The sequence below is a fragment of the Sphingobacterium sp. UBA5639 genome (assembly GCF_002421245.1).
Taxonomy (GTDB): domain Bacteria; phylum Bacteroidota; class Bacteroidia; order Sphingobacteriales; family Sphingobacteriaceae; genus Sphingobacterium; species Sphingobacterium multivorum.
Genome location: NZ_DIJR01000032.1, coordinates 24,646 through 50,991 on the forward strand (window position 1 = coordinate 24,646; position 26,346 = coordinate 50,991).

At 39.1% G+C, this 26,346-nt stretch carries 22 protein-coding genes; 9 read left to right on the top strand and 13 right to left on the bottom strand.

What is annotated here, in order from left to right; genetic code table 11:
* Nucleotides 1-76 precede the first annotated feature (76 nt).
* Both B4Z90_RS20810 and B4Z90_RS20815 read left to right on the top strand, forming a co-directional pair.
* Nucleotides 77-688 (top strand): WbqC family protein, encoded by a 612-nt coding sequence (locus tag B4Z90_RS20810; RefSeq protein WP_070566052.1) that lies wholly within the window; start codon nucleotides 77-79, stop codon nucleotides 686-688.
* A gap of 63 nt (nucleotides 689-751) precedes the next feature.
* Complete coding sequence (locus B4Z90_RS20815) at nucleotides 752-1,438, top strand: hypothetical protein (RefSeq protein WP_070566050.1); 687 nt, start codon at nucleotides 752-754, stop codon at nucleotides 1,436-1,438.
* A gap of 2 nt (nucleotides 1,439-1,440) precedes the next feature.
* Here the strand turns inward: B4Z90_RS20815 and B4Z90_RS20820 are convergent, their stop codons facing one another.
* Both B4Z90_RS20820 and B4Z90_RS20825 read right to left on the bottom strand, forming a co-directional pair.
* Nucleotides 1,441-2,445, bottom strand: a complete 1,005-nt coding sequence (locus tag B4Z90_RS20820; RefSeq protein WP_070566046.1) for a YihY/virulence factor BrkB family protein — start codon at nucleotides 2,443-2,445, stop codon at nucleotides 1,441-1,443.
* A gap of 35 nt (nucleotides 2,446-2,480) precedes the next feature.
* The gene (locus B4Z90_RS20825) at nucleotides 2,481-4,247 is read right to left on the bottom strand and encodes an AMP-dependent synthetase/ligase (protein WP_286803228.1); all 1,767 of its coding nucleotides are present in this window, start codon (nucleotides 4,245-4,247) and stop codon (nucleotides 2,481-2,483) included.
* Between the two features lie 261 nt (nucleotides 4,248-4,508).
* On the opposite strand from B4Z90_RS20825, the gene B4Z90_RS20830 reads away from it, so the two are divergent.
* Nucleotides 4,509-5,009, top strand: a complete 501-nt coding sequence (locus B4Z90_RS20830; RefSeq protein ID WP_070566042.1) for a hypothetical protein — start codon at nucleotides 4,509-4,511, stop codon at nucleotides 5,007-5,009.
* Nucleotides 5,010-5,067: 58 nt separating this feature from the next.
* Here B4Z90_RS20830 and B4Z90_RS20835 read toward each other — a convergent pair whose 3' ends face one another.
* Nucleotides 5,068-6,813: a M61 family metallopeptidase gene (locus B4Z90_RS20835; RefSeq protein ID WP_115046822.1), complete on the bottom strand. Its 1,746-nt coding sequence runs from the start codon at nucleotides 6,811-6,813 to the stop codon at nucleotides 5,068-5,070.
* A 335-nt stretch (nucleotides 6,814-7,148) separates the two neighbouring features.
* On the opposite strand from B4Z90_RS20835, the gene B4Z90_RS20840 reads away from it, so the two are divergent.
* Nucleotides 7,149-8,015 (top strand): N-acetylglucosamine kinase, encoded by an 867-nt coding sequence (locus B4Z90_RS20840; protein ID WP_070566035.1) that lies wholly within the window; start codon nucleotides 7,149-7,151, stop codon nucleotides 8,013-8,015.
* A gap of 11 nt (nucleotides 8,016-8,026) precedes the next feature.
* A complete protein-coding gene (locus B4Z90_RS20845) occupies nucleotides 8,027-8,551 on the top strand; it encodes a glutathione peroxidase (protein WP_286753198.1) in 525 nt (174 codons plus the stop codon).
* 164 nt (nucleotides 8,552-8,715) lie between these two features.
* Here the strand turns inward: B4Z90_RS20845 and B4Z90_RS20850 are convergent, their stop codons facing one another.
* Nucleotides 8,716-9,852 carry a serine hydrolase domain-containing protein gene (locus B4Z90_RS20850; protein ID WP_286803229.1) on the bottom strand — a complete coding sequence of 379 codons (1,137 nt, stop codon included), beginning with the start codon at nucleotides 9,850-9,852 and terminating at the stop codon, nucleotides 8,716-8,718.
* A 224-nt stretch (nucleotides 9,853-10,076) separates the two neighbouring features.
* Between B4Z90_RS20850 and B4Z90_RS20855 the strand changes: the two genes are divergently transcribed.
* Entirely contained in the window at nucleotides 10,077-12,593 is a 2,517-nt protein-coding gene (locus B4Z90_RS20855; protein WP_070566029.1) for a TonB-dependent receptor, read from the top strand.
* Between the two features lie 80 nt (nucleotides 12,594-12,673).
* Here the strand turns inward: B4Z90_RS20855 and B4Z90_RS20860 are convergent, their stop codons facing one another.
* Nucleotides 12,674-13,585 carry a LysR family transcriptional regulator gene (locus tag B4Z90_RS20860; protein WP_236560271.1) on the bottom strand — a complete coding sequence of 304 codons (912 nt, stop codon included), beginning with the start codon at nucleotides 13,583-13,585 and terminating at the stop codon, nucleotides 12,674-12,676.
* A 135-nt stretch (nucleotides 13,586-13,720) separates the two neighbouring features.
* Here B4Z90_RS20860 and B4Z90_RS20865 point away from each other — a divergent pair, with 135 nt between their 5' ends.
* Nucleotides 13,721-14,434: a class I SAM-dependent methyltransferase gene (locus B4Z90_RS20865; RefSeq protein WP_046671831.1), complete on the top strand. Its 714-nt coding sequence runs from the start codon at nucleotides 13,721-13,723 to the stop codon at nucleotides 14,432-14,434.
* 296 nt (nucleotides 14,435-14,730) lie between these two features.
* Here the strand turns inward: B4Z90_RS20865 and B4Z90_RS20870 are convergent, their stop codons facing one another.
* The 3 genes from B4Z90_RS20870 to B4Z90_RS20880 are packed head-to-tail and all read right to left on the bottom strand — an operon-like array spanning nucleotide 14,731 to nucleotide 17,214.
* Complete coding sequence (locus tag B4Z90_RS20870) at nucleotides 14,731-15,186, bottom strand: NUDIX domain-containing protein (RefSeq protein ID WP_046671830.1); 456 nt, start codon at nucleotides 15,184-15,186, stop codon at nucleotides 14,731-14,733.
* 38 nt (nucleotides 15,187-15,224) lie between these two features.
* Complete coding sequence (locus B4Z90_RS20875) at nucleotides 15,225-15,971, bottom strand: hypothetical protein (protein WP_070566025.1); 747 nt, start codon at nucleotides 15,969-15,971, stop codon at nucleotides 15,225-15,227.
* Between the two features lie 52 nt (nucleotides 15,972-16,023).
* Nucleotides 16,024-17,214 (bottom strand): DEAD/DEAH box helicase, encoded by a 1,191-nt coding sequence (locus tag B4Z90_RS20880; RefSeq protein ID WP_070566185.1) that lies wholly within the window; start codon nucleotides 17,212-17,214, stop codon nucleotides 16,024-16,026.
* 227 nt (nucleotides 17,215-17,441) lie between these two features.
* Here B4Z90_RS20880 and B4Z90_RS20885 point away from each other — a divergent pair, with 227 nt between their 5' ends.
* A complete protein-coding gene (locus B4Z90_RS20885; protein ID WP_070566023.1) occupies nucleotides 17,442-19,856 on the top strand; it encodes an alpha-ketoacid dehydrogenase subunit alpha/beta in 2,415 nt (804 codons plus the stop codon).
* Between the two features lie 57 nt (nucleotides 19,857-19,913).
* Here the strand turns inward: B4Z90_RS20885 and B4Z90_RS20890 are convergent, their stop codons facing one another.
* The 5 genes from B4Z90_RS20890 to B4Z90_RS20910 all read right to left on the bottom strand — a co-directional run bounded on the left by B4Z90_RS20890 (nucleotide 19,914) and on the right by B4Z90_RS20910 (nucleotide 25,298).
* Nucleotides 19,914-20,768 (bottom strand): ROK family protein, encoded by an 855-nt coding sequence (locus tag B4Z90_RS20890; RefSeq protein WP_070566021.1) that lies wholly within the window; start codon nucleotides 20,766-20,768, stop codon nucleotides 19,914-19,916.
* Nucleotides 20,755-21,861, bottom strand: coding sequence for a chorismate synthase (aroC, locus tag B4Z90_RS20895; RefSeq protein WP_070566019.1), 1,107 nt, complete (start codon nucleotides 21,859-21,861; stop codon nucleotides 20,755-20,757). The genes B4Z90_RS20890 and aroC overlap by 14 nt, the downstream gene beginning before the upstream one ends.
* A 203-nt stretch (nucleotides 21,862-22,064) precedes the next feature.
* A complete protein-coding gene (gene aroA, locus B4Z90_RS20900; RefSeq protein ID WP_070566017.1) occupies nucleotides 22,065-23,315 on the bottom strand; it encodes a 3-phosphoshikimate 1-carboxyvinyltransferase in 1,251 nt (416 codons plus the stop codon).
* Nucleotides 23,315-24,427, bottom strand: coding sequence for a chorismate mutase (locus B4Z90_RS20905; RefSeq protein WP_046671824.1), 1,113 nt, complete (start codon nucleotides 24,425-24,427; stop codon nucleotides 23,315-23,317). The genes aroA and B4Z90_RS20905 overlap by 1 nt, the downstream gene beginning before the upstream one ends.
* Before the next feature lie 46 nt (nucleotides 24,428-24,473).
* On the bottom strand, nucleotides 24,474-25,298 hold the full coding sequence (locus B4Z90_RS20910) for a prephenate dehydratase (RefSeq protein ID WP_046671823.1): 825 nt from the start codon (nucleotides 25,296-25,298) through the stop codon (nucleotides 24,474-24,476).
* A 559-nt stretch (nucleotides 25,299-25,857) separates the two neighbouring features.
* Between B4Z90_RS20910 and B4Z90_RS20915 the strand changes: the two genes are divergently transcribed.
* Nucleotides 25,858-26,334: a thermonuclease family protein gene (locus B4Z90_RS20915; RefSeq protein WP_070566015.1), complete on the top strand. Its 477-nt coding sequence runs from the start codon at nucleotides 25,858-25,860 to the stop codon at nucleotides 26,332-26,334.
* Nucleotides 26,335-26,346 lie beyond the last annotated feature (12 nt).

The window sequence follows — 26,346 nt, forward strand, 5'->3', positions numbered from 1 at the left end:
AATTCCCAGTGTTCTTTACAAATATCCTTAATTTAAGTTATTTTTGCGTCACTTATAACAAAAATCATCAGTTTTTATGGAATCGCAGTTATTACTTCCGGCATGTTATCTTCCACCAATATCTTATTTTCATACAATACAAGAGCATAATCTTCCTTTGTTCATCGAGAAATACGAGCATTTTCAAAAGCAGAGCTATCGTACGCGGGCACGCATTGCTTCAGCAAATGGTGTGCAGGATTTGATCGTACCCATTCAACATGGCAATAAAGAACGAGTTCCCATGAAAGATATTCGGATAAGTTATGAATTTAACTGGCAACGTTTACACTGGTTAAGTATACAGACCGCTTACCGGAGTTCTGCATATTTTGAGTATTATGAGGATGATTTTATACGGTTTTACGAAGGTAAATATGACTATCTCGTCGATTTTAATGTGGCCCAGCTGGAGCTTATTCTAAAATCAATCAAACTTAAACGAACAATAGGGTTTACAGAAGCGTATGTGGCCGAGCCGTTAGAAGCGATCGATTTCCGCAACCTTATACATCCCAAAAAAGAAAGTATATGGCCTGATCCAAAAGAATATTATCAGGTTTTCTCTGATAAAAATGGATTTTACCCAGATTTGAGTATTATCGATTTGTTGTTCAACCAAGGGCCGCAATCAAAAAGTTATCTATAGTCGGACGATTTTTTGAACAAAATGCGTTTAATATTGTTGTTATTCAATATTGAACGCATTTAAATGAAACAATTCTTTTTTACTTTTCTCCTTCTTTCTTTGTGTTGGAGCTCTATACGGGCTCAGGGCGGCGTTGATACGATACATTATCGAAAAGTTTACTATTGGGGTACAACCGGAATGGGTTTTCCGATCGGGAAAACCAAAGATATACTTTCGCCAAAGTTTTCGGGTAGTATTGGTTTAGATATATCCCTGAAAAATTCAATGTTTTTTGTATCCCCCACGCTTTATACACTTTCATTTAAGTACAAACAACCCTTAATTGATCCCGATTTCGAATACCGCATAGAAGATGCCAATACGAATTTCTATACTTTTTCATTCTCGGGCGGGATTAGGAAACAGATGCGTAGACTGAATATCTACGGTTTTGCTGGGCCTGGCGTTGGTCTGGCGAGTGAGCCGAGAGCGCGTGTGCTGGCAGATCAAAAGCTCGTCAAGATGGAGAATAAAAATCATCTGAATTTTTCCAGTAAATTGGGGGCTGGCGCAGATTACAAATTTAATGGCTTCTTTTTAGGGCTCGAGCTTGGTTATCTCCATAATTTTAGGAAGATACAGGATAGGCCTGTTAATATTTTTACCGTCATGATCGGGTTAAAATCCGATATCACGCAGATTGGAGACAAAGTCATTGACGTCATCGGTATAGACGGTTCCATCAGTGGTAAAAAAGACAAAAAATAAATTTATTGTTTTAAGACCTGAATGGTGTCTCCAACATGTGCTTCGGCGTCGCTTCCTGTTTTTTTAACTTTTTCCGTCTGTTCAACCGCTACCGCAAATGTGGAAGGCACAATGCCCGCGCCAAATTTAATGGCATAAAACTTGGTGAATTCTGCCCCAAAATACAATATCGCAGCCGAATAGTAGATCCATAATAACATGACAATTATCGATCCTGCGGCTCCATAAAAGCTGGCTGTGGAAGAGAGATTCAGATAGATTGAAATGCCGTACCGGCCTAACATGAAAAGTAAACCTGTAAAAATGGCTCCCCCGAGCATGTCTCTGAATTTTACTTTGGCATCGGGAAGGAAAGAAAAGATAAAGCCAAATAAAATGACAATGACCGAGAAAGTGATGCCTGTATTTACCCACGAGATAAGCGCAATGGGAATAAAAGGAAAATAGGTCATAACTAAATTGGTCACGGCAACGATAACTCCATTGATCATGAGTGAAGCAATTAGTAAAAAGCCCAAGGCGATCACGATGGAAAAAGAAATCAATCTATTGATGATCAATTTTAACCAGCCTTTTTTGGGTTTCGGTTTTACTTTCCAGATATTGTTTATGGAGTCTTGTATATCAACGAATAAGGTCGTAGAGGAGAGAATCAATGTAACAATGCCTATCGTGATCCCCATATTAGATTTATTCTCGAAAGTTATCTTTTGAAGATAGGACTGGATCTGCGTTGTTACATCCTGTCCAAAAAGAACCATGACTTCCTCCAACACCTGATCCTGCGCCGAAGATCCACTCTGAAGATGTTCTCCGTAGAAGAAGCCGATACACCAGATCACAATCATAAGAAGTGGGCCGATGGAGAAGACAGTATAGTAAGCCAATGAAGCACTCTTCTTCATACATTTGTCATCATTGAATCCATTAAAGGCATCAACTAAGACATGCCAAATGTTTTTCCAGTAGGCGAGTGTAAATAAATCTCGTAGTGTAACGTGCTTCATAATAAGATGATCAGCCCCAATAATCGTGCAAATTGCTATTCTTGGTTTTGTTCCTGATACAATTTGTCGATTACGGCTTCGTTCTCTTTTAAAATAATTTTTCGTTTTAAACTCAATTTTGGTGTCAATTGACCGTCGTTGATTGTCCATTCCTTTGGAAGAAGAATAAATTTCTTGACAATTTCCCAATGCCCAAAGTTAGTAGATAATCGGTTAATTTCTTCCTGATATTTTTGGATTACTTCTGGATTTTTGATGATTTCTTCGTTTGAACCACTGGAAATACCTTTTTGGCTTGCCCATTTTGACAGCACATCAAATGCAGGAACAATCAAGGCTCCAGGAAATTTTCTATTTTCTCCGAAAACCATGACTTGTCCGATTAAGGTAGATTCCATGAGTTTGTTTTCAATGGATTGGGGGGCAATATATTTACCACCTGCCGTCTTAAACATTTCCTTTTTTCGATCGGTGATTTTAAGGAAACCATCGGATGTTATTTCTCCGATGTCGCCTGTTTTGAAGAATCCATGATCGTCAAAAGCCTCTTTCGTGGCTTCTTCATTTTTATAATAGCCAGTCGTGATACTAGGACCTTTGACAAGGATTTCGCCATCTGAAGCAATTTTAACTTCTAAGTTTTTGAGGGGTTTCCCTACCGTCCCAAATTTCAATCCATTGGGTAAGTACGAGTTTACCGCAATTACGGGGGAGGTTTCAGTTAACCCATAACCTTCGAGCACTTTAAGTCCAGCAGCCCAGAATACACGCGCTAAACGTTCTTGAAGGGCAGCGCCACCTGACACGATAATTTTAATATTTCCGCCAAGAGCTTCTTGCCATTTGGAAAATATGAGTTTTCTAGCAATCGCAAGTTTGAGATTGTAAAGCGGTCCATTTCGTTCAGGTTCTTGAAATTTCAGGCCGAGATCAACAGCCCAGAAGAAAATTTTCTTTTTTAATCCCGTTAAGGCTTTCCCTTTTTCAATAATCTTATCGTATACTTTTTCCAGTACACGCGGTACTGTGGTGAAGACATCCGGTTTGACATCGTTGATATCGGCAACGACATTGTCTAAGGTTTCCGAAAAATAAATCTGAATTCCTTTCGAATAGTACATATATACTACCATGCGTTCAAAGATATGGCATAGCGGAAGAAAGCTTAGCGCCGTTTTGAAATCTGATCGGATGAGATGATTGCAGGCCAAGACGTTGCTGTATACATTTTTGTGGGACAAGTATACGCCTTTAGGGCGTCCTGTGGTACCTGAAGTGTAAATTAAGGTTAGCAGATCATCTTCTGTGACTGCATCACGAAGCGGAGCTAGATCAGTTGAGTCATCTTTTGCTGTTTCGATGAATGTTTTTAGCTGGGTATAATTTTCAATGGCATCAAAAGTATACAGTTGTGGGTGTATACCGTGCTCCCTGATCGCTTGTTCAATACGGTTTGTCAATTCGCTGTTGCTGACAAAGAGTACATTGACATCCGAGTCATTCACGATAAATGAAAGATCCTGTGCAGATAATGTGGGATAGAGGGGAACAGTTGCGAGACCGATTTGATTGCAGGCAAAATCAACTAAATTCCATTCGGGACGGTTGCCGGACATGATTCCGACCCGATCACCTTTTTTGAGGCCTAGTTTCAGTAACGCCCTGCTTAAGGTGTCAATCGCGTCGGTGTACTCTTTGGTAGAATACGTTTTCCACTGGCCGTTTCCATCTCGACCTGCCACCATGATGTCCTTTGCGTATTTTTCTTTATATAAGGTTATAAAGTCAAAAATTCTGCCCATATCACTTGAGTTTATTTGGTTACTACTACATGCTGTATTGATCTAAATATACAGAAATAAAGTTGGATAATTCGGGATTATTGTCATAACAAATTAAACATTGTTTCGTTATAGCTGTAGTGGATATTTACTCTATTGAAAAGGTCCTTCATAGGGGAAGTTCTGGTAAATAGTTTTTATGTGCACTGCAATTATATTGCATATAAAAAGCAATTTATCTATGTTTGAAAAAAATGTAAAGCAAAAAAGCGTACGATTTTTATGAGAAAAATATTTTTGGCTGTCGGTGGAATGCTGATGTTTGGAGCATTATCCAATAGAGCTATGGCTCAGTTGGACAATAAGGGTGCTATTGGTGGACGTTTTGGGTCTGCTCAGGGAATTACATATCGTCATACGCTTAACTCGGACCATGCATTGGAGGCTATCATGAGCATTCAGAGCAATTCTGATTTCCGCCGTTTCCGCGTTGTTGGTTTATATGAAATCTATAAACCATTGACTGGAGGATTCAATTGGTATTATGGTTTCGGTGGTAGCGTAGGCTCTTATAAAGAGAAAGATAAAATTATAGATGGTCAACGTCATTCGTTTGACTCACAACTCAATTTAAGTATCGACGGTATTGTTGGTATTGAATATAATATTCCCCAAGCTCCATTTCAGATCTCATTGGATGTAAAACCTTATTTCGATTTTCTAAACGAATCCAGTATCAAATTATTTGATCCGATCGGTTTTTCGGTAAGATATAAATTTTAAAAAAGAATAGCGGGATCTCCCGCTATTCTTTTTTAATTTTAATACTAGTACTTTCGTGTTATGCCATCCAGATTTTACCCAGCAATTCCTGTAAAAAGGTTTGTTCTTTGAGCGGACGGATTTCATATATCTTTTTATTGCTCTTTCTGATCTGAACAGGTATTTCACGCACTAAACCATCTCGTGCCACCAGGAAGTTTAATGTTTCCCCCTCTTTAGCATGTTGAACAATGAAATCAATTTCCTTGTCTTTCACGTCGAGCCTGTTATTATTAATTGCAATCAGTTCGTCTTTTACATTCAATCCGGCGTCATACGCACCAGAGCCTTTTTCCACTGTTGCTACCGAAATTAACCCATCCACTTTGTTGGTCGTAATGCCGAATGTCAATGTGTTGTTATCAATATTGGTATCCACAATTTCGTAACCAACGAGATTAAAATAATCGTTATAATCCAGTTCTCCGTCCTGATGGGCAGCATTGAAAATGTCGTCTAACGACGTGCCTGCGATGCGTTCAGCAAGGCTTCTCAATTCATTTTCTTCAAATCCGCGATCAAGTTTTAGGTAGAACTCCTCATAAGCCTCACGGATAACATCATCCAATTTTAGTCGACCTTCTGTAGCAGCGATAATTTTAATATCCAACAATGCTGTCAGCATTGCCCCCTTGTTGTAATAGGAAATTCCTGAATTCATCGAATTTTCATCAGGCCTATAATATTTAATCCAGGTATCGAAACTTGAGGCTGCGGCAGACTGTATCGCATGACCCGGTCGGTTCAGTACAATATTGAAATCGTTAGCTAGCAAAGCGAGGTACTCTTTTTCATCATAAAATCCACAGCGTTTAATAATTAAATTATCATAATATGAAGTGAATCCTTCCATGATCCAGAGGCCTGTGGTATAGTTCTCGCCATCGTAATTAAACGGTCCTAATGCTTTTGGACGTAAGCGCTTGACATTCCATAAGTGAAAATATTCATGTGCAACGAGACTCAAATAGTTTTTGTAGCTTGTCTCATTTAAATACGCATTCCTCGACGCTCCCAATACTGTTGAATTGAGATGTTCTAGGCCTCCACCTCCAGATTGGTAATTGTGGGTAATAATGACATATCGCTCATTGGGGTTCGAACCCCAGATGCGGGTTTCCTCTTCGACGATACGTGTGATATCTTTCGTCAGACGGTCTTTATCATAACTACCACCTCCGACCATGGCGCATTCATGCTCGACACCGGCAGCTTGGAATTTCCAGACATCTTGGTTACCCGCTTCGATGGGCGTATCGTATAATACGTCAAAATTTGGTGCATAAAACTTATGTTCTTCAATTTGTTCGAGTCCTGTTGATATACTTGCCCAAGAATCTTTTAGTGCTATGCTGACTGTTGAAGGACTGTCTATACGGCCATCGATATGAAAGAAAGTTGCCGTAGGCACAATAAAAGCATGATCACTATCGAAAAAGTTGGTACGCACAGAAACTTCAAAACCGTATACAGCGTAGATTACTTCGATTTGATCCAAAGATTCTGTGGGTATTCGCCAGGTATTTTTTGAAATTTTCTGATAGGAAATCGTATTTCCTGTTTTGTCAAATGATCGAAATCGTTCTACATTTTTAGCATATTCACGAATTAAATAAGATCCAGGAGACCAAACTGGCATTTTTAGATCGACATAAGGCTGGTTGAGCTTTGTGATGCTCATTTTTACTTCGATGTAATGAGCTTGTGCTTCTGAAAATGATACCTCAAAATGTATTTCGGGTATGTTGAAAGGGTCACTGTCCATGAAAGATGATTTTAGTATGAGCTTACAAAATTACAAGTATCGTACGCTTAACCAAACAAAAAAAAAGATTGTTGGTTCTACAATTATGAATCAGCTGCTTCCTGTCATCATTCTTTTAGTAGAAAAGAATGATGACAGGAAGCAGCTGATAGTATCCTCCAATATACATAAATTTATTTAAGAAATGAGGTATAATTCGATGGCAAAATTGCTGCTTTGGATAAAACGACGGTTTTAATTGGGCTGGGGAGATGAAGCAAAAAATCTGTTTTTTATCAGAATTTTTGCTAAGTTTGATACAGTAGTTTATAGGGGGAAAATAATCAAGAATTTGTATGATCTTAGTTGTTGATAGCGGCTCTTCAAAGTCGGATTGGAAGTTGGAATTGCCAGATAGTGCGCCTATCTCATTCAGTACAAATGGACTTAATCCTTTTTTTGTGAATGAAAAGGAAATCACACGTGTTATTAAGGAAATACCCGAAATTATTCCCTATGCCGATGAAGTTACTGAGTTGTATTTTTTTGGTGCGGGATGCATTACGCCCGATCGTCGGGAAATGGTTTCAAATGCATTGACACCCTTATTCGAAAACGCTTACATCTCTGTTGAGAACGATCTTTTTGGTAGTGCCTTAGCGACCTGTGGTAATAAAAAAGGTTATGTAGCGACATTGGGGACGGGGTCTGATTTGAGTTTTTTTGACGGGGAGGAGCTTATGCCCTCACATAATGGAAATGGCTACGTATTAGGTGATGAGGGGTCGGGGGCTTATTTTGGAAAAAATCTGGTCAGGCTTTTCCTATATGGCCGTATGCCGAAAGATCTGAACGAAAAATTTGCGAACAAATACAGAATCAATAAAGAGATTGTCATCAAAAATGTTTATCAAAAAGAACGTCCAAATGCTTTCTTAGCATCTTTTGCGCCGTTCATGTCCGATAATATTACCCATCCCTATATTATAGATCTGGTAAAGAGTGGATTTGAAGAATTTGTTCAAGCTTCAATTCTGACCTATCCCGACTATAATAAATATGCATGTCACTTTGTGGGTTCTATTGCGTATAGTTTTGATTTAATCTTGCGGGAAGTCTGTGAAGCACATCAGATACAGGTAGGGACCATTTTAAAATCTCCTATCAACGAGCTTTTTGATGCGGTATTGGAAAGAGAAAGTAATTCATTGTTAAGTCTTTAAAATAATTAAATATGATTATTGCAACTATTATGGTGTATATGTCAATGTTATTTGGCAATCCCAGCTTTTATGATTTTAAGTTTACGACACTTGAAGGGCAAGAAGTGAAAATGTCCGATTTCAAGGGGAAGAAAATATTGATCGTGAATACAGCCTCGAAATGTGGTTTTACAAAACAGTACAAAGATCTGGAGGAATTGCACAAGACCTATGGCAATAAGCTCGTTATTATTGGCTTTCCGGCAAATAATTTTGGACAACAGGAACCGGGTTCAAATGCGCAGATTCAAGAGTTTTGTGAACAAAATTATGGTGTTGATTTTTTAATGGCCGAAAAGGTCGATGTAAAAGGAGATCAAATTTCACCCTTGTTTAAATATTTGACCGCTCAGGAGAACCCAGATTTTAAAGGTGATATCAAATGGAACTTTGAAAAGTTTTTGATTGATGAGAACGGCAAACTTGTCCATCGTTTCCGTTCTGCGACGAATCCGCTGGATCCTGCTATTGTAAACTGGGTGGAAAACAAGAAATAGTAAAAATAACAAAGTAAAAAAGCTGCNNGCAGCTTTTTTACTTTGTTATTGTCCAGTTGATACGAAGGCTCCTGGTTTTGCCATAAACCGGGACAAGGCTCTATTTTATGGGTTTGGCTTTCGTTTATTTATTAAACTTTTGCCTATTTGATGTAAGCCGTTGCCTATTCAATGTAAGCATCGTACAGGGCGCTAATGCAGTCTTCAAGCAAAGGGTTGAAGTCATCGCTGTCGGGAATATTGCAGCCGTTTGTAATGACAATAAAGCCATATTTCTTTGCAGGGTTGAAAAATAGTGCACTATAAAGCCCGTAAGCCGAACCCGTATGGCCTGTCAAAGTAATCCCCGGTATAATTTTAGAATTATTCATCATAGCTAATCCATAGCCCGATTCTTTATTTACAGCGGTCTGCATAATCTTCGCATACTTTTTATCGATGATGTTTTTTCCCTTGCTATGGCCGTAATTCATATGCATCATCATGTATTTAGCTAAATCTAAGGCAGATATTTTCATTCCACCTGTCGGAGAGAGCACAGGAGTGCTATAGCCCAAGATGTACTGATTGAGTTCCTCCCGACGTGGATTATAGGCACTGGGTTCTTCATGCGGTGTACCTTTAGCATCAAAGGAATATAAAGGAACAAATCTTCTTTGGTCCAAAGAGTCGATACAATAACCACCATATAGGTTGAGCGGTTTGAGGATATGGTTAACAATATAGCTGTCGACGCGTGTATTGGTCAGTTTCTCCAGAACAGCTCCTGCCATATTAAAATTGAGATTACAATATTGGTATTGTGTGCCGGGTTCATAAAGATTGTAGGAATCTTTCCAATTGGGGTTCTTGGATGGATTGATGACATCTAGGTTGAAGTAACCGTTTTTATCATTGATACTGGAGGTATGGGAAAGGATCATCCGGACGGTGATTTTTTTGCCTGGAAAATTCGGATTTCTGATTGGGAAACCTATCAAATCCCCGAAGTCGTCGTCGAGTTTGCATCGGCCATCCGCTATTAATTGCATCAATGATGTTGCGGTGAATGACTTTGAAATCGAAGCAATCCGAAAGAGGTCATTTTCTCCGAGAGGCGTTTTGGTTTCCAAGTTTTTGTAACCATAATTTTTGTGATACTCAATTTTATTGTTTTTGACGACGACCACACTGAGCCCTACGGCATTATAGCGACGCATAATTTCTGTAAGATCATGATCAACCTGTGTGTGCTGGCCAAGCAAAACTGTGGGAACGAATAGATAAATAAAGACGGCGAGTAGGAGCTTATACTTTCTCATTGGATTGATTAGTTGGGATGTTAGTTCTGGTATAAATGTAGGAAATACTGATGAATAATAGAAATAGTTACAATGAATCCGTGCAGCATATCATAGTTGCTATACAGCTCAATCATGCTTTATTAGCGTAATAAACTATTTTTATTTAAAACTATTCTAAACAATAAAATAATATCGTATGTTTGCGCCGACAAATAATTTTTACGAACTCACAATTTATTAACATGAAAAGAACTTTTCTAGGACTTGTTTTAAGTCTAGGATTAGTAGGAGCAATTCATTTGGATGCATCGGCGCAAAGTAAGGGGATACATGGCCGTGTTAAAACCAAAGATGGTGCACCAATTGAATCGGCTACAGTAACCATAGTTTCTTTAGGTAGGTCTACTTCGACTTCAGGTGATGGAAGCTTCCATTTCTCTAATCTTCCGGATGGAACCTATACTATTCGGATCAAAAGTATCGGAAATGGAGTCGAGGAGCGTACTATAGAGGTTAAAAATGGAAAGGCGATGGCCGTGAATGTTGCTTTGAATATTTCTGAATCTCAATTGGAACAAGTGGAAGTCGTGGGCTACAACTCGCACAACAGCAAAACAGTGAATGTGGGTAAAGCAGGGATTATTGACCGGGATTTGCCGCAGAGTGTACAAATTATAAACGAACAGGTAATTGCGGATCAACAGGTTAATCGCCTGAGCGACGCGCTAAAAAATGCAAACGGTGTCGCGATGGGAGCGAACCGTGGTGGGGTCAACGAAAATTTTTACGCAAGGGGCTATAGCTTAGGCGGAAATAATATATTTAAGAATGGCGCGCGAACCAATAATGGAGGTTCGATTGAGGCGAGCACCTTAGAATCTGTCGAGATTTTAAAAGGAAGTTCTGCTTTGTTGTATGGCGTTGTATCTGGTGGGGCCGTTGTAAACCTAGTGACGAAAAAGCCTAAATTTTATTATGGAGGCGAAGCGTCAATGCGTGTAGGAAGTTATGACTTTTATAAACCAACAGTAGATGTGTATGGTCCAATCTCCAATAAGGTTGCATTCCGGGTTATCGGAACTTATGAAAAAGCGGGTAGCTTTAGGGATCAGGTCACATCAAAACGTACATATGTAAATCCTTCTGTTTTATATAAAATATCCGATAAAACTGATCTCAACTTTACATTCGATTACTTAAAAAGTGATTTTACGCCGGACTTTGGAATGGGGACCGTGGATGGTAAGTTGAATAATGAAGTTGGAAGAAACACTTTTATGAATGTGCCTTTTGCTTTCAACAGAACAAATACCTCAAACGGGCAGATCAATTTGAACCATAAGTTTAATGATTCATGGAATTTAAACGCAATAGCAAGTTACCAAACCTACGATCGTGATTACTATGGATCAGATCGGATTCAAGCGAATAAAAATGGAATTGCTCCACGGAATTTAACCCGATCCAAATCAAATGAGTTTACAGCCAATCAGCAATTGAATCTAACAGGAACTGTAAAAACAGGGGCGATCAAGCATAAGATCTTGGTGGGAGCAGATGCCGATCAGTCGCATTCAAATGCGTATGCCTATAAAATTGATGCATCTAAAAATGTGGGCGGTGTATACGATTCTATTTATGTCTTTAATCCCTCGCAAACTGCGCAGCATTTGGCTTCGGGAAATGGACTTCGGACAGATATGCCACAAGCGGATTTATTGACCAAAACAACGACGGATATCTTTCGTTATGGCGTATTTTTTCAGGACCTAATAGAAGTTACTGAACAATTTAAAGTGTTGGCTGGTATTCGCTACACGTATCAGCGTACACCGAATTCGGAAAAGTATACTTATGCGACGAATCAATCGGAAGAGATTATTAATCTAGATGGTCAAAAAAATCCGATTGGAGCAAAAGTGGATAAAGCATGGTCGCCTAAATTTGGATTGATCTATCAGCCGATCCGCTCATCAAGTGTCTATGTCACTTATGCAAATAACTTTACATCGAATTCGGGATATGATGTGAATTACCAACCGATGGCTCCCTCTATCATCGATCAGTATGAGGCCGGTGTGAAAAATGACTTTTTCAACGGTAGGTTATCCGCAAATGTTGCTTGGTATAGAATTAACAACAATCGCTTTGCCCAACAGTTATTGGTGCTTCCGAATGGAACAAGCAATAGCGATGCAAATATGAAAGAATTTTCTGGAAAGACGGCTTCAAGCGGATTGGAAGTTGATGTTACTGGAACCTTACTCCCAGGACTGAATGTAATTGCAGGTTATTCCTACAATTATATGCGTTATACCGAAACCAATCCGATTTCAAGTTATACAACCATCGTTGATGGTAAGGAGAAAGTGACTGAAATTTCTGGGAACGAAGAAAATGTACGTCTGGTAGGAACCACAGCACATACGGCTAATGGGACCGTGTTTTATACCATTCAAAATGGGACAGTTAAAGGACTGAAATTAGGTTTTTCCGCATTTTATACAGGTCGACGTAATGCAGGTTGGAATAATACTAAGATCAATGTACGCGATGGCCTCAATCGTCTGATCTCTGTTAGTCCATTTACGACCATAGATTTCTCCGCTGGTTATGCTTATAAAAACTGGAGTATTTTGGGTAAATTATCCAATATTACCAACGCGTTTAATTATTATATCCATGAAAACTATAGTGTGAATCCGATTCCACCGCGTAGTTTTATGGCAACGCTAGCGTATAAATTCGAGAAGAGGTAATATTGCTCTTCGATCCAAAAAAAAGGAGTCAGCAACATGCTGACTCCTTTTTTTATGCTGGAATTTCAATAGATGCCCCTTTAGGACGCATTGAAATCAATATACTCTTTCTGGATACAGGCTATAAATTCGCCTAATGCACTGTTTTTACTTTTTATATTAGAGACCAGGATCACTTCTGTTTTGCTATCCATATCTTCAAGCTTCATGATTTTTAGGTTTAAATGCGGGTATTGTTTGATGGTGGAATAGGGGACGACTGCCAGGCCCAACCCCTGTGCTACCAACTCAAGGATGGAAGACATCGAATTGCTCTGGTGTACAATCTTAGGTTCGAAGCCCATGCGATTACAGGTGTTAATAACAAGCCGGTGATATTCGGAGGCGTATTTCTGATTGAAAGAAATGAAACTTTCATTAAAAAAGTTGATCGCATTAAATTCCACCTGTGAAGGACCTACAATCACCATAGGGTCTTCGAAAAGAGGAGTGGTCAGCAATTCATTTGAATAAATTGGAGCGCGCATGATGCCTAGATCCAATTTTCCATTTTCCAACGCCAGCTTCTGCTTCTGTGTCGAAGTTTCAAAAAGACTAACCCTTAAGTATGGAAACTTTTGTTGAATTTGCTTCAATACTGTGGCAAGCATCTTTTTTGGTGTTGAACTGATATAGCCTAGTTTGAATTCTCCGGAGATATTGTTGTGAATCTGTTTGGTGATCGTTTTGCTGTGCTCTATGTTCTGCAGAATCTCTAACACTTCCTCCAAAAAGTATTTACCTGCTTCAGTTAGCTCGACACGTTTGTTGGTCCGGAAGAAAAGAATAACACCCAATTCGTCTTCTAGATCTTTAATCTGCCGGCTTAATGGGGGCTGGGACATAAATAAGCGTTCTGCTGCTCGGCCAAAATGAAGCTCTTCGGCTACTGTTTTGAAATAAATGAGATGTCGGATTTCCATCGATACTTTTTTGGTATGAATTGATGACAAAATAAATATTTTTAATGAATTCCAGTTAGTCCTACCTTTAAATTATTAAAAATTAATGGATGAAATGCCCGATGGACTGTAAGATACAGCTGTAGGGGGAATCTATCTGAACTTTAGAGCATAAACAATTTAGAGATGAACAAAGCTACACTACAGGAGATTGAAACACGGTTTGACAATGATGTCGAACGGTTCTCAAATTTAGAAACAGGTCAAGCAACCACATTGGATGCGGTATGGAATATGGAGCTTATTACGGATGCCATTGTCAGTCTTTATCCAAACGCTCAAAATATATTGGACATTGGATGTGGGGCTGGCAATTACGACGTAAAACTATTGCAAAAATTGGAGTCTAATCCAAATGTTAGTCTGTTGGACCTGAGCCAGCCCATGTTAAATAGGGCAAAGGAACGCGTTGGAAAATTGACCAACGGAGAAATTCATTTGATTAAAGGCGACTTTCGTACTGCTGCTTTGGAAGAAGACAAATTTGATGTCATCATCGCAACATCCGTTTTACATCATCTTCGAGATGATAAAGATTGGGAAAATGCGTTTGGCAAGCTGTTCCGCTTATTGAGAACCGGGGGAAGTGTGTGGATTTTTGATTTGATTGAGCAAAATAATGAACAGCTTCAAAAATTAATTTATAGAGAAAAATATGGTGAATACTTAACTAGCCTGAAGGATGAACAGTACCGTGATCATGTTTTTGACTATATTGAACACGAGGATACACCAAGATCGCTGATTTATCAACTCAACTTATTGACACAAGTTGGCTTTAAAAATGTTGATGTTTTACATAAAAACCTTTGTTTTGCTTCTTATATGGGATTCAAATAGGCGCTGGAAAAAAGTGTAAAATAAATAAGGCGATACGGGGAGTATCGCCATAAAATCACACTAACTATTAAAAAACCTATAGGACTAGGAATTTACAAATTCAATAAACCAATGTATGTCTCATCCCACGCTCCTCTACTTTTATTCCTCGTCACATGCGAGATGTCAAATAAATAATAAAATGTAATTATTAAGGTCAATACTTTAAAAAAATCAAGTATTTCCATTGGTTTACGTAAAGATATGTCTTTATTTTTTAAATACAAATAAAAATGATGAAAATTGAAAAATTATTATTATTTGACCGTTTTTAAGAATTCTTCCCAGGCGATCTGATCTGTTTTGAAGGTCAAATCTTCCGTTAACACCGATTCAATCGGTACCCATCGAAAAGACTGAAGCTTATTATCTTCAGGTTTCTGATCAGGATCGAAGTCAAAGGCTTTGGTAGTCGTTCTGATCTGAATAGCTGAGGTATTCTTGACCTGATAGTAAATCGATATGATTTGGCTATCGTTAAAACTTGATTTCTCATAAAAGTCTGTGGTGTAAATATGTTTAACCACAGCAATGTCAAAAGCACATTCTTCCTGATACTCCCGGATCAAAGCATCCAATAAGCCTTCTCCGTATTCTAAGCCCCCACCAGGGAATTTGGTAAATGAAACATTTTCCGTTCTTTCGTCGCTGATCAATACCTCTTGATTTTCATTGATCAATATTCCGTACACTCTTACGTTAAATGGAAACATGGATTAATTATGTTTGTATATATTTTAGTTTCTGTCTTTTACAGTGGCATAAAACCATTGTCTACTGCAAATTCATCCAATCCGATATAAGAATAATGTCTCGGAAGAAACCAGCCAATTGCTTCCATGATGTTGGTGAATTCTTTTTCAGTCCTGAATTGGTTCGCAGCGATATTGAATGCCAAATCTTGTGAAGCATTTTCTTCATCTTTATAATTACGCGCAATGAGCATCACCTTTGCATTCTTTACGCCATAATAATCTAAAAATTCACGTAATTGGTTGCGGACAGCCTGTGGAAGAATGGTCTCGGCAGGTTGCCCCACTAATATTTCTTCATCTTGACCGATAATCGTTTGTTCATTTTTCTTTGAGAAAACACTATCATCTGTATAAAACTCTCCGTTTAAAAAGTAGTTAACCAAGTCGCCGTAGGTGAATACCCAGTCGGGGTTTTCATTTTGTGTATTGATAGCAATACCAAAACCTTTTGGCAACACGAAATCCTTCAGCCGATTTTTAATGACAAAGGCCTGAAAGTTCTGATCTTTCGGAACACTTTCGAGTTGAAAATAGGGGAACCCATCAGGACCAACAACCACTTCTGTTTCTGCTAATTTTAAGGTGCATTCAGCAATATTAGCCAGAAAAATATCACGCCACTCTTCATCCCGCTCTTCAAAGGGAACTTCCATCAGGCTATTTATTATAATCGTTTTTTCCAGGTCTCCCAAACGATTATCATTCGCATTGTTGCTATCGTCAAATAAATGTATTGTACTCATCTCGGATTGTGATTTTTTGATTTGCTGGTAAAAGTAAAAGAATATTTATTAATTAACGACGTTTTCTTGATTTCGAACCGCCTTTTCGTTGATTGTTTTGGCTGCTAGAACGCATTTTCTCCCAGCTCAATAAATAAGGATGTTGATCGTCAATTTTAATTTGCCGTTTTAAGGATAACTGTAATTTTATCCACTTTTCATTGTCCTCCGCATCGCAAAAGGTAAATGCTTTTCCCTCTGCTTCCGAACGACCTGTTCGACCGATTCGATGCGTATAGAGCTCGGCGGAATCCGGAATTTCGTAGTTGATGATAGCTTCTAGGTCCGGAAAATCTACCCCTCGAGCCAAAAGGTCCGTCGCAATTAATACACGTACCTCTTTTTGTCTGAATTTAGTAATAATCTCTTCTCGTTTTTGCTGCGCTATATCGCCATATAATGCCGAGCAAGAAATGCCATTTCGATCTAAATCTGTTGCGATGCGTTCGACAGCATGAACTGTTCGCGTGAAAACGATTACTTGCTGTGCAATACGGTTTTCAAGGAGATAACGCAGAAGGGTCTTTTTATCATTTTTATCAACATAGAGGACAGATTCTTCTATTTGACCCTTTTTGGCCGTTGTTTCTAGGTTAATCTCAACAGGGGTACTTAATCTTTTTCGAACAATTTTTTCGATTTCAGGGGTTTTCGTAGCTGAACTGAAAATGGTTTGTCTCTCAGCAGGCAATGTGCTGATGATTTTATTGATTTCTTTCGTGAAACCGAGATCTAACAATTGATCGAATTCATCGATCACCAGGATATCTATCGTTTTTAGATCGATAATGCCTTGTTCAATAAAATCCAGCAAACGTCCTGGAGTCGCAAGGACCATCTGGGCTTTCGGATAAACGTCGAGTTGACTTTCATAAGTTCCGCCACCATAGAAGCTGGCGATAGTCAACTCCATTCCATCGATAAGCCCCGATATGCGCTGTTTGGTCTGTATACAGAGTTCGCGTGTAGGAAGGAGTATAAGGACCGATAAATGATCTGCGGTAATCTTGGTTCGTAAACGCTGAATAATGGGGATAGCGTAAGCCTCCGTTTTTCCCGTGCCGGTTGGGGCAATCGCCAAACAGTCTCTACCTTCCAAAATGGCAGGGATAGCTATTTCTTGAATAGGTGTAAGCGAAGAAAGCTTTTGTTTTTCAAGATTAGCGACAAGGATTTTATCTAGTTTAAGTGCTGAAAAATTCAAAATGATGAATGTAAGACCCAAAAATAAAAATTAAAAAGGACAATGGTGTTTTTGCCTGCTGATTGGAATTAAAAATCTGTAAAAATTAGGATTTTTTGTCAAAAAGTACTAATTTGAGAAATTAGAATATTCTATTTCAAATCTGAATTATTGATTATCAATTTATTTGATAAACACCAATTATATAGAATAATATTTTTGTTAAATTTGTTGAAACAAAAAAGAATATGTTTGATACTGCATTTGACCAAAACAATGAATCTATTTCCACTTTGAGCTTTGACGAGTTCAAAAAGATTATTGTGAATGATTATCGAACTGCCTTAGAAAGTCGTTACGTGAGTTTATTGGGACGTAAAGAAGTGCTTACAGGTAAGGCTAAGTTTGGTATTTTTGGCGATGGAAAAGAATTGGCACAAATCGCGATGGCTAAAGTTTTCAGAAATGGGGACTGGCGGTCGGGATATTACCGTGACCAAACATTTATATTTGCTTCTGGCATCAGTGATGTCTATCATTTTTTCTCTCAATTATATGCCCATCCCGATGTTGAGGCAGATCCTTCTTCTGCAGGAAGGCAAATGAACTGCCATTTTGCCACGCGTGTTGTGGACGACCAAGGTAACTGGTTGGATCAAATGGTTCAGAAAAACTCGTTTTCAGATATTTCGACCACTGGCGGTCAGATGGCAAGATTGCTGGGCTTGGGCCTGGCTTCTAAGTTGTATAAGCAGAATAGAAATTTAGACTATCTATCTTATTTTTCAAATAAAGGAAATGAAGTTGCATTCTGCACTATCGGAAATGCTGCTACTTCTGAAGGCGTATTTTTTGAAGTCATCAACGCCGTAGGTGTTCACCAGATTCCAACAGTGATTTCTATTTGGGATGATGGGTATGGGATATCTGTGCCTAATGAAATTCAAACAACAAAAGGAGATATCTCCGAAGTCCTCAAAGGTTTTCAGAAGGAAGACCTAACAAACGGGATCGAGATATTCAAAGTGAGGGGATGGGATTATGCGGGTTTATGTGAAACCTACGAGCAGGCCGCCCAAATTGCTCGCGAAAAACATATTCCATGTCTGATTCATGTGACCGAATTGACGCAGCCTCAAGGACACTCTTCTTCAGGTTCACACGAACGGTATAAATCGCAAGAAAGATTGCAATGGGAAACTGATTTCGATTGTATCGCGAAAATGAAAGAATGGATCGTAAGTTCTGGTATTGCTACCACAGAAGAATTGGATCAATTGGATCAACATGCTAAAGACCATGTTCGTCAAGAACAAAAACGAGCTTGGGCCGATTATATTAAAACATTGAGCATCGAAGCTCGGGAAGCTATTGATTTACTTCAGGGTATTCCAAATGAGCGGGCTGATTTTGCGTCAAAGAAATTGCAATCGATGGTTGAGCCTTCTTTGAAAGAAGTTTATGGCCAGGTTCGCAAGGTGTTGCACGAGCTTAAAGGTCAGCATAGCGATGGGCGCCAGCAATTATTAAATTGGTACAAAGAGAAGCAGGAACTGAATGAGAAACGTTATAATTCAAAATTATTTACAGATGGTGTAGATTCACCTGCTCACGTGACGGTCGTACCTGCAGTCTACAGTGAAGAAGCTAAAGTGGTCGACGGACGTGAGGTCTTGAATCTATGTTTTGAAGAGAACTTCCGGCGTGACGAACGATTATTGGCGTTTGGAGAGGATGTCGGTAAGATTGGAGATGTGAATCAAGGTTTTGCAGGTTTACAAGAAAAGCTGGGTGTGCATCGTGTATTTGATACCGGTATTCGGGAGAATTCAATTATAGGAAAAGGACTAGGTTTGGCAATCCGTGGACTTCGCCCAATTGCTGAGATCCAATACCTGGATTACCTAATCTATGGTATTACAGTAGCAAGTGATGATTTGGCAAGTTTAAGTTATCGCACCTTTGCAGGTCAGAAAGCACCATTAATTATTCGTACACGTGGCCATCGATTGGAAGGTATATGGCATTCCGGATCGCCCATGTCAGTAATTTTAGGATCTTTGAGAGGTCTGCATGTATGTGTGCCGCGTAATATGACCCAGGCAGCAGGTATGTACAATACGTTGTTCCGCTCTGACGAACCTGCTATCGTTGTCGAATGTCTGAATGGGTATCGTCTAAAAGAGCGTCTACCAGAAAACGTTGGTGAATTTACTGTGCCAATCGGTTATGCCGAATGTGTTAAAGAGGGGCGGGATATCACGGTGGTATCCTATGGGTCAACTTTACGTGTTGTTGAAGAAGCGGCCGTGGAATTGGAACGTTTGGGGATATTCATCGAAATTATTGATGCACAAACATTGCAGCCTTTTGACAAAGGAAAACTTTGTGCTGAATCGCTGAAGAAAACAAATAAACTACTTATTGTGGATGAGGATGTGCCCGGTGGGGCCTCAGCTTTCATCTTGCAAGAGATATTAGAGAAACAAAATGGCTACTATCTATTGGATAGTCAGCCGAGGACACTGACTGCAAAAGCACATCGTCCGCCATATGGCTCAGATGGGGATTATTTCTCGAAGCCATCTTCTGATGATGTTGTCGAGACAGTGTATGCAATTATGCATGAAGCTAATCCAGAAAAATATCCATCTATGTTTTAATAGATGGATATCTTTTTGCTTTACTAAGCTAAATATTCCAACGGCTGGGATGATATTTTAATTGAATATACTCGCAGCGCCAATCATAGCGGCTTTTTCACCAAGTATTGCTGTATAAATTTGAAATCTTTCAAATTCACTTCGGTCACCAATGAAAATAGGTAGCGCTTTGGCGATATTGCCACCGACTATAAATATTTCAGCAGCATGTTTCTCTGCGAAGAACTGCATAAAATCAAAGAGATGTTTAGCATATTCATCTTTGATGATTTGAAATTCCTTAGTTTCCCGATGATGATCTAAAATATCTTTAAGTCCCGTAACATCTTTTCCTGCTACTTCTTTGAAACGTTTGATGAACCACCGTGTGACAAGAAATTCTTCGAAAATACAATCTTCGTAAGGGCTGTTCCATAGGGCGGCATCATAGGCTTTTTCACCTTGATTCCATACCGCAGATCCAAGTCCAGTACCCAACGTAATTCCTAATATCCGCTTGTTTGTTTGCAAGTTCTGTACGAATATTTCACCTTGTAGGAAGGCTGCTGCGTCATTGATAAAGTGGATAGACGTAGGCGGAAGTCCCAGCTCTTCAGCTAAAAGCGCTTTGACATCCATGTTGTACAGATTGTCATATTTGCTTTGTCCCTGTATCTTAGATATTCCATTTTCGTAGTCAAAGGGTCCCGGCATAGCAATGCCGATGAACTGAATAGGAGCCGGTGAGGTGGCTATGATATCGCGTATAGCTGATGCCCAGGTTTGTAAAATCGTTTTAGCATCTCCTTGAGAAAAAACGTGGTTTCTGGCCACGTTTTCTAAGTATATATTCCATTGTTTTGTGTCAATGATACAGGCAGAAATATGTGTGCCTCCAATATCAACACCTACGACATAATTATCTTGCAGCATGTTTGTAACTTTGATTTTTAAGTAGATGATCCGCGATTACAAGTGCTGCCATAGCTTCCACAATAATTACTGCTCTCGAAACAACACAAGGGTCATGTCTCCCCTTGCCACTTGCAATAGCAGGGTTGCCATGGATATCCACTGTTTCTTGATCTCTCATGATAGTGGCAACAGGCTTAAATGCTACTTTGAAAGTAATATCCATACCATTTGAAATCCCGCCCTGAATCCCTCCAGAAAAGTTGGTATGTGTGTGCACTCGATTTAAATCATGGTCATCTGCTACAAATATATCATTATGTTCGGAACCTCGCAACTCCGAACCTGCAAAACCTGAACCATATTCAAAACCATGTACCGCATTGATGCTCATCATTGCTTTAGCAAGGTCTGCATGGAGCTTATCAAAGACCGGTTCGCCTAAACCAACAGGGACATGTCTGATGACAGCCGAAATACGTCCGCCAACCGTGTCACCCGCTTTTCTGACCGAGTCGATAAACTCAACCATTTCATTTGCTGTTGCTGGATCTGCACAACGTGCAATGTTAGCTTCCCGTAATTCAAGCAAAGCTTTTAGATCTTTGGTATCGACATTTGGTGCCTCGATGGTGCCTACCCCCGAAACGTGGGCAAAGATTTCGATGCCAAATTGAGTCAGGAAGCTTTTTGCTACTGCACCTGCAGCAACACGGGCAGCGGTTTCCCTCGCTGAGGAACGTCCTCCGCCTCGATAGTCACGAATACCATATTTCATCTGATAAGTGAAATCAGCATGGGAAGGTCTGAAGATATCTTTGATATGTGTGTAATCTTTCGAACGCTGGTCTTCATTTGGAATAACAATTGCTATTGGTGTTCCCGTTGATTTCCCTTCGAATACGCCAGATAAAATCTGTGCGGTATCACTTTCTTTTCTTTGTGTCGTGATCTTAGATTGACCTGGTTTTCGTTTGTCGAGCTCAGACTGGATAAATTCCTCGTCTATTGTTATATTTGAAGGGCAACCATCAATAATTACACCTATAGCTTTGCCGTGTGATTCGCCGAAAGTGCTAATTCTGAATAAATCGCCAAATGAATTTCCTGCCATAAAAATTAAATTTCAATAAACTTAGATAAATTTGCCTTTAAATGCAATTCTAAAGCACCAGACTGAATACAAATTATGAGTCTGTAACTCGAAGATGGCCTAGTAGATTACATTACAATTTTTGTCCCAAGCTAAAAGGCTATCTGGGAGATTGTATCATAAAACAGAGATTAATATTGATGTTAATCCCTGTTTTTGATATGTTAGTCAATTATAAAAGCTTGCGCTTGTAAATGTTTCCAAAAATCAGGATATGACTTTTCTACAACTTGAGGTTCAGCAATCTTGATTTGGTCAAAAACTAAAGCCAAAGGTGCGAATGCCATCGCCATGCGGTGATCCTCGTAAGTCTCGAAGGTCACATCTTCTGGTTGATATACACCTGCAGTTTTCAGATGGTATGTGTCACCATCTTCGATCAATTCAGCACCGAACTTCGCGATTTCGGTCTGCAATGCAGCAATACGGTCGGTCTCTTTAATCTTTAAGGTTTCTAGACCTGTAAAGGAAACATCACGTTTTAAAGCAGCTGCGACAACGACTACTGTTTGCGCAAGATCAGGGCATTCTTTAAAGTCGAACAAGGTTTTGTCTGAATTGATTTCTTTTTTAGTTAAATGCAATCCATCCGATTCAAAGCTCGAATAAACCCCAAAATGTTCCATAATGCTTATGATGGCAATATCGCCCTGTAAACTATGTTGTCTTAGCCCGGGCAATACGATCGAGGCATCTGCATCAGCTAGTGCTACAATAGCATACCAATAGGATGCTGCGCTCCAATCTGGTTCGACATATATGGTTTGCTTTTCAAATGCTTGCGGTGCAATTTTAATCGCATTCTCCGTCCATTCATATTGGATCCCGACACTTTTAAGCATATCCAAAGTCATGGATACATAAGGTCTGGAAGTTAATTCGCCTTCAATCTCTAAGGTAAGTCCCTTTTTTAATGCCGGAGCAATTAATAGCAGGGCCGATATATATTGACTGCTGATATTTCCTTTAATCTTAACACGGTCTTTTCCTTGAAATAATCCGCCTTCAATCTTCAAAGGAGGGTAACCCACCTTTTTTTCATAATGGATTTCGGCACCAATTTCTTTCATGGCATCGACCAATATCCCAATTGGACGCTGTTGCATGCGCTCTGTCCCTGTCAGGATAAAATTGCCTTTAACAAGGTTGAGGTAAGCTGTAAGGAAGCGCATAGCTGTTCCTGCAGGGCCTATGTCAATTGTATTATAACCAGGTTGCGGTTCTGACGCGATTTTTAATACGCGGTTTAGAGTAACCGTATCTGCAGCCTCAGAGAGGTTGGCTATTTCAACTTGTCCTTTGCTCAGCGATTGGATAATAAGAGCACGGTTGCTCTCAGATTTTGAACCTGTGAGTTGGACCGTGCCCTGTATCTTTTTTGCAGGATGCGTCAGCGTGATGACTTGTTGATTCATTATGCTTCTGCTGTTGGTTGCTCTTGCGTATTCATGACCGCATTTTGTTTGCGGATAGATTCGTTGTGGATTAATTCCAGGAATTTCGTCGCAAATTCGCTACCCAAAGAAAGCGCTTCCGCTAATTTTGTGCGTTTTTGAACAATTTCATCCCAACGGTTAACTTGCAAAATTGTCACGTTGTTATCGCGTTTGTATTCGCCGATTTTCTCAGCAATTTTCATGCGTTCACCAATTTTTTGGATGATCAAATCATCTAATTTGTCGATGTTGCTACGCAATTCTGCTAATTTATCTTCAAATGAAGGGTTGTCCGAAGCAGCTTTACGTAACGTCAAGTGGTCGATCAACTCGGCCAATGCAGCTGGCGTTACTTGTTGTTTTGCGTCAGTCCAAGCGACAGATGGATCGATATGTGATTCGATAATCAATCCTTGCATATCCATATCCATTGCTTTTTGTGCGATGTATGGTAACAATTCGCGGTTTCCACAGATGTGACTTGGATCGTTGATGATCGGTAGGTTTGGACAAGCCGTTTTTAACTGAATCGCTAAATCCCACATTGGTTCATTACGGAATGCTGTTTTCTCGTACGATGAGAAGCCTCTATGAATAGCACCTAATTTTTTGATACCAGCACGGTTGATACGTTCCAATGCACCGATCCACAGCGATAAATCGGGGTTTACAGGGTTTTTAACAAATACTGGAATATCTACGCCTTGCAAAGCATCAGCAATTTCTTGTACAGTAAATGGATTTGCCGTTGAACGTGCACCTACCCATAGTACATCCACACCAGCAGCCAAAGCTTCTTCCACGTGTTTTGCTGTAGCAACTTCAGTAGCTGTTAATAAACCTGTTTCTTCTTTCGCTCTTTTCAACCACTCCAAACCAATTGAACCGATACCTTCAAATTCTCCCGGACGTGTACGTGGCTTCCAGATACCAGCGCGTAAAATATTTACTTTTCCGGTATTTGCCAACAAATGCGCTGTTGATACCAGCTGCTCTTCTGTTTCTGCGCTACAAGGACCTGCGATAATTAAAGGTTTGTCTCCTGTATCCAACCAAGATTTTAAAGGAGTGATGTCTAATGTATTTTTCATGTTAAGTTTGATTATCTATTTTAATATTGTCTGCGTAAATTGTTAATTATAGTTTTTCGTTTTTGACATACTCGCCCATAATATTGAAATTGACACTATGTTTGAGTACTTTACGTATAGCTGCTTCGTAGTCTGTTTGTTTTTTCCATTCTACGTCGACGAAAAAATCATATTCATTGCGTTTTCCGATTACCGGCATTGACTGAATCTTGCTCAAGTTGATATTCTGTTCAGCAAAACATTGTAAAATAGTCGCCAGAGATCCCACTGTATTTCCTGTTTGGAATGATAATGACGCTTTATTGGCATTTTTATGTTCGACAACCTCATTCGATAGTACGAGGAAACGCGTTGCGTTCTTTTTATTGGTTTCGATTCTCTTTTCTAATATTTCAAGACCATATATTTCAGCGGCCAATGTCCCTGCAATTGCCGCAGTATCCGTCAATTTTCGCTCGGCAATCATTTTTGCAGTTGCAGCCGTATCAGATCCCTCGGTTATACGTACACCTTCAAGTTCAGAAAGAAATTCTTCACATTGGCGAATGGCAATCGGATGCGATTCGATGTGTTTGATGTCCTTTAATTTTACGCCCGGCAATACCATGAGATTCTGTTGGATGTTTAGGTAAACCTCCCCAGTGATATGGAACTTGTAATCTCTCAATAAATTATAATTCGGCAATAAGCTTCCCGCAATTGAATTTTCGATGGCCATAACGATATAGTCGACTTTTCTTTGCTTCAGCAATTCACAAGTTTTTTTAAATGAATCACATTCTACAATCTCAACTTCTCTTCCGAAAAATTTAAATGCGGCCTCTTCATGAAATGAAGCCTTTGCTCCCTGTATTGCAATTTTTAAACTCATTGTTTTTTGTTCGCTATGTTGTCTCCAAAAAAAAGAGTCCCGATCATTTGAACCGGGACTCTTCTTGTTTGTATTTTTTATGATTTATACACAATCTAATCCCGGCTCTTATTTTTAAAATAAAAGAAGTTAAAATAGAAATATGTATATGTTCTGTTCATCCTGTTGTTGTTTGACATTTCAAATGTACGAATGTTTTTGAAATATCAAAGAAAAAAATAATTTTTTATTAAAAATATCTGATTTATTTAATGGTTTTTTGACGCATTTTTAATGTGTTTTTCTAGCTTAATTTTATTGGTTTATTGTTATTTTTTTTTGAATATTTATTTTGTTATAATGTTGTAAATAAGTTATTTGTATTTTTTTTACAACAATTTTATTCTCTAATAAGCTTTAGTTTTTAGCTATTTTATGCACCAAAATTGATTAGTTTTTTGTGTGTTTTTTAGCTATATTTTTATATTAAATTTATGTGTTTTTAATGTTAATATAATCGCTTTTTTTAGCTGTTTTGTTAAAGAAGTATTTTACTACCTTTGGGCAAACGCTGGATTTTATGCTAAAACGAATTAATTTTTATGTGTGTGGCAGTGTGATCTGTTTGTTGTTGACAGGTTTCACTTTTAAAGGAGAGGAAAAGGACGCGAAAGTAAAGCGTGTTATTGATGGCGATACCTTTGTCATTGAAAATGGAACCCCAAAAGGGGAGAAAGTTAGGTTAATAGGGGTAGATGCTCCGGAAACGAGACGTACTGCGCGGAAGGAAATCGGGTACTATGGTCAAGAAGCGAAACAGTACTTAACGGCGATGTTGAACGGGAAAAGTGTGAAGTTGGTCTTTGACGTCGGAAAACGGGATCGGTATGGAAGACTTCTTGCCTATGTGTATGTTGGAAAGAAATTTATCAATCGGGATTTGGTTGAACAAGGGTATGCAGTATCCTATACGCTGGCACCAAATGTACAATATGCAGAATTATTTGTAAAATTGGAACGTCAGGCTCGTCAGGAGAAGCGTGGTCTTTGGCGATAAATGAAATTTGAA